This window comes from Vibrio thalassae, from assembly GCF_900089835.1.
In the GTDB taxonomy this organism is placed as follows: Bacteria; Pseudomonadota; Gammaproteobacteria; order Enterobacterales; family Vibrionaceae; genus Vibrio; species Vibrio thalassae.
This window is the reverse complement of sequence record NZ_OANU01000003.1, coordinates 175,274-182,861: the sequence shown is the minus strand read 5'-3', so window position 1 is coordinate 182,861 and position 7,588 is coordinate 175,274. Positions and strand designations below refer to the sequence as shown.

Sequence of the window (7,588 nt, the reverse complement as noted above, 5' to 3'; positions counted from 1 at the left end):
CAATTTAAGATTTTGTTCGGCTCAATGAATACTGAACATTACATAAAGTAATGTTTGAATTGACTGTGCTGAATCTTTCGATTCAATGGTCACTTCGTTTCATTGAAACCTAATTTGATACCGCTCTTTATTAAGAGAAATATCTAATTTGATTATCATCAACGAGTGCCCACACAGATTGATAGGTTTATATTGTTAAAGAGCTTGTTTCGAGCTTTGCTCAAAACGGACGGTCATTTTAGCTATTTCAGTTATCGTGTCAACCACTTTTCTAACTAATTTTGCTTTGCTTTTTACAAGCAATCTGACCGACTAACGCGCTAGGGCTTTTAGTTGCCTCACCCCGTGTCAGTGAGGTGGCATTATAGAGACGAACCGATTGTTGGCAAGCATTAATTTTCAATAAAATCGTTTTTTTATGCTGTTCGAACACAAAAGAAACAAAGCGCTGAAAAAAGGCACAAAAAAGGGGGCGAGGCCCCCTTTTATCTCTCAATTATCTTTACTATTTATTGCCCTACCGCAATTTTGTCGTTGCTCACTATTAAGCGAACAGGCTTAGTTGGGTCGACTTTGCCTGCAAGGATTTCTTTCGCAAGTGGGTTTTCGATAGTTTGTTGAATCGCTCTTTTAAGCGGCCTAGCTCCATATACTGGGTCATAACCTACTTTGGCGATGTAATCTAACGCAGCATCAGCCACTACCAAATGATAACCACTGTCTTCCATACGCTTGCCCAAGCGTTGCAATTGAATACCAGCAATCGACTTGATGTGCTCCTCACCCAACGGATGGAACACGACACTTTCATCGATACGATTTAAGAACTCAGGCTTAAAGTGGGAGGTCACCACATCCATGACTTCTCGCTTGATACCATCATAATCCAGCACCTGAAAATTCTCTTGGATCCGTGATGAGCCAAGATTAGATGTCATAATAACAACCGTATTTCTAAAATCGACGGTTCTACCTTGTCCATCGGTTAAACGACCATCGTCGAGCACTTGCAGTAGAATATTGAACACGTCAGGATGTGCCTTCTCTACTTCATCGAGCAAAATGACCGAGTAGGGTTTACGTCTAACGGCTTCCGTTAGGTAACCCCCTTCCTCATAACCTACATACCCCGGAGGTGCACCAACTAATCGAGCAACTGAGTGTTTCTCCATAAACTCTGACATGTCGATACGCACCATGGCATCTTCGCTATCAAACATAAAGCTTGCGAGCGTTTTACACAGTTCGGTTTTACCCACGCCAGTTGGACCAAGGAATAAGAAAGAACCTATTGGACGGTTAGGATCTGCAAGGCCGGCTCGACTACGGCGAATAGCATCAGAGACGACTTCGACCGCTTCCGCTTGGCCGATGACACGTTTGTGCAGTACATCTTCCATTTTCAAAAGCTTGTCTTTTTCTGCCTCAAGCATTTTAGATACAGGAATCCCTGTTTGCTTTGACAGCACTTCTGCGATTTCAGCATCTGTCACTTTGTTTCGAAGCAAGCTCATTTCTTGCATCTCAGCTTGAGTCGCCAAATCGAGTTGTTTCTCTAGCTCTGGAATACGACCGTATTGCAGTTCAGACATTCGGTTCAAATCACCGGCACGTCTTGCTACATCCATATCAAGTCTTGCCTGTTCAAGCTCAGACTTTATATGTTGAGTCCCCGATAACGCTGCTTTTTCAGCATTCCAGACTTCTTCCAATTCTGCGTAATCACGCTCTTTGGTCTCTAACTCTTCATTCAGAGCAAGCAGACGCTTCTCACTGGCATTATCTGACTCATTTTTAAGAGCTTGCTGCTCAATTTTTAGTTGAATGATTTTACGTTCCAACTTGTCCAAAGATTCCGGCTTTGAATCTATCTGGAGTCGAATGCTCGATGCGGCTTCGTCAATAAGATCGATAGCCTTATCCGGTAGTTGCCTATCCGTAATATATCGATGCGATAAACTTGCCGCCGCAACAATGGCAGGATCGGTAATTTCTACATGGTGATGAAGCTCATAACGCTCTTTCAAGCCACGTAATATCGCAACGGTGTCTTCGACACTCGGTTCATCAACCAGTACTTTTTGGAAACGTCGTTCTAACGCTGCATCTTTTTCAATATATTGACGATATTCATCCAACGTCGTCGCACCAACACAATGTAGCTCACCTCGTGCCAATGCAGGTTTCAACATATTACCTGCATCCATCGAGCCTTCGCCTTTACCTGCACCAACCATCGTGTGCAGCTCATCGATGAACAGAATGATATTACCTTCTTCTTTAGCTAGCTCGTTTAAGACCGATTTCAAGCGTTCTTCAAACTCACCGCGATATTTCGCACCCGCTACCAGTGAGCCCATATCTAAAGAAAGCACTCGACGCCCACGCAATCCTTCAGGGACTTCATTATTGATGATGCGTTGAGCAAGCCCCTCTACGATTGCCGTTTTACCTACACCGGGCTCACCGATTATGACGGGGTTATTTTTGGTACGACGTTGAAGCACTTGTATAGTACGGCGAATTTCATCGTCACGACCAATAACTGGATCCAGCTTTCCTTGTTCCGCTCGCTCAGTGAGATCGATGGTAAACTTTTCTAAAGCCTCGCGTTTTTCTTCTGCATTAGGGTCATCCACTTTCTGACCACCGCGGATTTGTTCGATTGCTTGATTAACTTTAGTCTCAGTTAGCCCTTGCTGTTTCAAAAGTGCACCTAAGGGGCCTTTATCTTCAATTGCCGCAAGCAAAAAGATCTCGGAAGAAATGTAGGTATCTTGACGTTTTTGGGCAATTTTGTCGCAGAGATTAAATAACTGCCCCATGGCACTCGACAACTGAACATCGCCACCAACACCTGTGACTTTTGGCAGTTTGTCCATTAACTCAGACAACTTAGAACGCAATTGAACCACGTCAACATTTAGCATGGTTAACAATGGACGAATAGAACCGCCCTCTTGGTTGAGCAGCGCAACCATGAGGTGGACAGGTTCAATGTATTGATGATCTCGGCCCAATGCCAGTGATTGAGCATCAGAAATAGCAATTTGGAATTTGCTAGTAAATCGATCTAGGCGCATAGCAACCCCCTATTAAATTACATACCACTTGTTATGCAATTAAGATGGTTGCTAGACCAACGGATTTCAAGATAAAGAAAACAAAATCAATGATTGATCCAGATAAAGCTTGCCATACGCCCCGTCTGTCCATCACGTCGATAAGAAAAGAAACGCTTTTCATCGCTAAATGTACATAGACTACTTAGCGTGACATCCCTAATGCCTGACGCTTGCAACTTCATCTGTGCAATATGTGCTAAATCAGCAAGCCACTTATCTGGGTTCGCGCCTGCTTTAAACGCAACGCTATATTCTGGGTTCGTCTGACAAAATGCATGCTTAACATCCAGACCCACTTCAAAAGCGTCAAAGCCAATTGCGGGACCGATCCAAGCTTGCGCCTCGCTATCAAACAAATTCGCAGCCTTTTCGACAATTCCGTCAGCTAAACCACGCCAGCCTGCATGCACAGCCGCCACAGCGCTTCCATCCTTGGCACATATTAGAATTGGCAAGCAATCTGCCGTCATAGCACTTAACACCACACCTGGCGTTCGTGTGAAACTCGCGTCCGCGTCCAGAACTTGTTCCGTTGCGGCTTGGACGATAGCGATGTTAGTCGAATGCGTTTGATTCAACCAAACAGGTGACGACGGCATATCCGCACTGATTTGCAACACCTGACGGTTTGCCAAGACATCGGAAGGTTCATCACCAACATGCATCCCCAAATTAAAGCTGGAAAATGGCGCCTTAGAGACGCCATTTTCACGTGTTGAACTTACCGCCTCAACATTATTAGGTGTGACCCAGTTTGGTGTCAGAAGTGACATTAATAGTCTTCTTCTTTATTCAACTTGGCGTCTTCACGCAGCGCTTCGGTCATCACAACCATGTCATCTGGAATAGGCGCATGGAACGTCATCTCTTTTCCAGTAACAGGATGTGCAAACTTAAGCATGACCGCATGTAGAGCTTGACGATCGAAGCTACGAATCATTTGGGTCAATTCCTCACTCGCTCCGCGTGGAATGCGAGCGCGGCCGCCATAAGCGCTATCGCCTAACAATGGGTGTTGCAGATAGGACATATGAACACGGATTTGGTGCGTTCGGCCCGTTTCTAGACGTAGACGAATACGCGTATGCTCACGGAAATGCTCAGCGACACGATAATGTGTTACTGCTGGTTTACCGAGTTCGTTCACTGCCATCAGTGTACGTTTCGTCGAGTGACGGCCAATCGGTTTATCGACCATACCGCCAGCGGTCATTTTACCAATCGCAATAGCCTCATATTCACGTGTGATGTTGCGTTTTTGCAAAGCACGCACTAAACGAGTTTGAGCGGGTACGGTCTTAGCGACAACCATCAAGCCTGTCGTATCTTTATCAAGACGGTGAACAATACCTGCACGAGGTACTTCTGCAGTCGCTGGAAAATGATGTAACAATGCATTAAGAACCGTGCCATCTGGTGTCCCTGCTCCAGGATGAACAACGAAATCTCTTGGCTTATTGATTACAATAATGTCATCATCCTCATAAACGATATTTAGAGGGATGTCTTGAGCTTCGAAACGCTCCTCATCTTCTAGTTCAGCTTGCACGGTAATAACTTCACCGCCCATTACTTTGGTACGTGGTTTTGTGATTACCTCGCCGTTAACGGTAATTTTCCCGTCCAAAAGCCACTCTTTCAGGCGTGAACGAGAAAAATCTGCGAACAATTCAGCCACAGCTTGGTCTAAACGCTGACCTAGCTGGCTGTCTTTTACTGTATTTGTTAATTCAATCTGCTGAGCCATATCGAACTTTTTAAAAAACCTTGGGACTAATACCACGAGTGTGGATAATATAGCCCATCATTGTATCTGTTACTGACAAGAAAAGTAATGGACACGGAAAAATATTTACGTCAAGGAAACTCGTTCTCGTATGAAACTACTTAAACTAACAGGCTTGCTTTCTCTAGCTTTGTTGTTTGGTTGTGCTGACAAAGAAGTCACCGTCCCAGATGTTCCGCCTTCTCAGCTTTATGCTGAAGCTCAAGAATCGTTACAAGGTGGTAACTGGACATCAGCCATTGAGCGTCTTGAAGCGCTGGATTCACGTTACCCATTTGGTGCTTATACAGAACAAGTGCAACTTGATTTGATTTACGCTTATTACAAAAACGATGATTTAGCGCTAGGCTTAGCGACTATTGAGCGTTTTTCTCGATTAAATCCAACGCATGAGCGTTCTGACTGGGTATTGTATATGCGTGGATTGACGCATATGGCACAAGACCGAAACTTCATGCACGATCTTCTCAGAGTCGATCGTTCTGATCGTGACCCGGAGCCGGTAAAAGCGGCTTTTGCTGACTTCGATCGTTTATTAAAACGTTACCCTAACAGCGCTTACGCAGAAGATGCACAAAAACGAATGGTGGCGTTGAAAAACCGACTGGCGAACTACGATCTTGCTACGGCTGATTTCTATGTTCGTCGCGAGGCTTGGATTGCCGCGATTAACCGAGCTCAAGAAATTCAAAAAACGTACCCTGACACCGAAGCTGCTCGTCAGTCACTCGTTTTGCAAAAGAAAGCCTTTGAAGAACTAGGAATGCAGGAACAAGTCGAGCGTACCGAGAAATTGATGGAGCTAAACCCACTTTAGGGTTATGGACAAACTTGCCTTTCAAAGCGCTGCCACTGCAGCGCTTTTTTTATATCCATTAATTGGAAAAATCCCTTTTTTATTTATATATTTATCTATAGCGCAGTAGCAAAAAGGGATAGTTGTGAAGGCGATTTTAATATGTTTTGTCATAGGGATTATGACGCTTCCAGTAAGAGCTTTAGAGTTAACGCCTCTAAGCAACGAGCCGTACACTGGCAATCTAGAGACTTTGACTGAAAAGCACATTATTCGTGTTTTAGTCTCAGCTGATCTCGGTTTTTACTACATCGAAAAAGGCCAGCCTAAAGGTATTGGGGCAGAGCAACTTTACCACTTCGAAAAAAGCCTGAAAAAAAGGTATCCGAAGGTGAGGCTGCAAGTGATTCCCGTTCCTCGGGACGATCTTATTCCAGCTCTGGTCAATGGGTATGGTGACCTGGTCGTTGCCAACCTTACCATTACGCCGAAAAGAGAAAAAGTCGTCCAGTTTAGCACACCGATTCTTTCAGATATCAGTGAGCTCATCGTAACGAATGATGATTTTCCTGCTTTAGATAGCATTGAGGACTTAAGTGGCAAAGAAATTTGGGTTCGTGGCAGTTCTAGTTACTTCGAGAACCTTCAGGCTTTAAATCAAAAGCTTACAAGTCAAGGCAAAGCGCCCGTCTACGTGCAGTATCTAGAAGAAACCTTACAAGACTACGAGTTGGTTGAAATGGTCAAACAAGGATATATCGACGCGACGGTACTAGACAGCCACAAAGCCTTCTTTTGGAAAAAGACATTCGGTGACCTAAATATCCATGATTCCATTCCGCTTAGTAACAATGGTCAAATTGCTTGGGCTATGCGCAAGAATTCTCCACAGCTAGCGAAGCTGGTGAACGGCTATATAAAAACAGCTAAGCAAGGAACATTATTAGGAAATGTTATTTATAATAAATACTTAGAAAATACATCTTGGTTTTCAAAAGCACTTGATCCTAAAAATGTCCAGCAGCTAGACAAACTTATCTCACTGTTCAAAAAGTATGGTGACAAGTACGATTTCGATTTTCTTATGATCGCGGCTCAGGCCTTTCAGGAATCTAAGCTTAACCAAAATAAGGTCTCTCCTAAAGGGGCGGTAGGCATTATGCAAGTACTGCCGAGCACCGCAAGGGATCGAAACGTCAACATCAAGAATATCAATGAAATAGACAACAATGTTCATGCTGGTGTGAAGTACATGCGCTTTATTCAAGATCGGTATTTTAGCGACGATGACATTAGCGACGATGACAAGGTCTATTTATCACTTGCGGCGTACAATGCCGGTCCAGGAAACATTGCTAAAATGCGCCGATTAGCGACAAAGCACGGATACAACCCTAACAAATGGTTTGGTAATGTTGAGCTTATGGCGCGGAGAAATATCAGTTCAGAACCAGTCACTTATGTCGCAAACATCAATCGTTATTATGTTATTTACAAGCAACTTGAATCACTTCAACAGATTAGACAAGAGCAGCAAGCACTCAATAGTGACATTGAATTTTATAGAGTTTTAGGTTCAAAAAAGGAAACCGCCACAGAGTGACCAATATCACATTTCTATATAGGGTGAATTTTAAGCAGGAGATTTCTTAGGTCGTAATAGTGCGCCAAAAATGGAGGATTTTCAGTGCGCTACTCTTTCCAACTTAATGACTTTTGACGGAAAAGAAAGTCTTTTTGTGTGTTAACAGTAAAAAGTTTTGCGTTAGATCACATTTAAATTTGGATGCGAAAAACCCTCTCAATTTAGTGATCTAGATCACATTCTTTTCTCTATGGATAAGTAATCTGGAGTTAACCCATGAGGGATGCAACAGAGGA

5 protein-coding genes are annotated in these 7,588 nt (G+C 43.6%); 2 read left to right on the top strand and 3 right to left on the bottom strand.

Translation table 11 applies throughout. From position 1 onward, the window contains the following. Positions 1-509 precede the first annotated feature (509 nt). The 3 genes from clpB to rluD all read right to left on the bottom strand — a co-directional run bounded on the left by clpB (position 510) and on the right by rluD (position 4,872). Positions 510-3,083, bottom strand: a complete 2,574-nt coding sequence (gene clpB, locus VTH8203_RS03020) for an ATP-dependent chaperone ClpB (RefSeq protein ID WP_096992312.1) — start codon at positions 3,081-3,083, stop codon at positions 510-512. Between the two features lie 86 nt (positions 3,084-3,169). Then, positions 3,170-3,898, bottom strand: a complete 729-nt coding sequence (gene pgeF, locus VTH8203_RS03015) for a peptidoglycan editing factor PgeF (protein WP_096992311.1) — start codon at positions 3,896-3,898, stop codon at positions 3,170-3,172. Further along, positions 3,898-4,872: a 23S rRNA pseudouridine(1911/1915/1917) synthase RluD gene (rluD, locus tag VTH8203_RS03010; protein ID WP_096992310.1), complete on the bottom strand. Its 975-nt coding sequence runs from the start codon at positions 4,870-4,872 to the stop codon at positions 3,898-3,900. The genes pgeF and rluD overlap by 1 nt, the downstream gene beginning before the upstream one ends. Before the next feature lie 130 nt (positions 4,873-5,002). Here rluD and bamD point away from each other — a divergent pair, with 130 nt between their 5' ends. Further along, the gene (gene bamD, locus VTH8203_RS03005; protein ID WP_096992309.1) at positions 5,003-5,728 is read left to right on the top strand and encodes an outer membrane protein assembly factor BamD; all 726 of its coding nucleotides are present in this window, start codon (positions 5,003-5,005) and stop codon (positions 5,726-5,728) included. Between the two features lie 160 nt (positions 5,729-5,888). Beyond that, entirely contained in the window at positions 5,889-7,310 is a 1,422-nt protein-coding gene (locus tag VTH8203_RS03000) for an MltF family protein (protein WP_096992308.1), read from the top strand. The last annotated feature ends 278 nt before the right edge of the window (positions 7,311-7,588 follow it).

Coding starts and splice junctions, on each gene's coding strand:
- rluD (WP_096992310.1), bottom strand. CDS start 4,872: ATGGCTCAGCAGATTGAATTAACAAATACAGTAAAAGACAGCCAGCTA.
- clpB (WP_096992312.1), bottom strand. CDS start 3,083: ATGCGCCTAGATCGATTTACTAGCAAATTCCAAATTGCTATTTCTGAT.
- bamD (WP_096992309.1), top strand. CDS start 5,003: ATGAAACTACTTAAACTAACAGGCTTGCTTTCTCTAGCTTTGTTGTTT.
- VTH8203_RS03000 (WP_096992308.1), top strand. CDS start 5,889: ATGACGCTTCCAGTAAGAGCTTTAGAGTTAACGCCTCTAAGCAACGAG.
- pgeF (WP_096992311.1), bottom strand. CDS start 3,898: ATGTCACTTCTGACACCAAACTGGGTCACACCTAATAATGTTGAGGCG.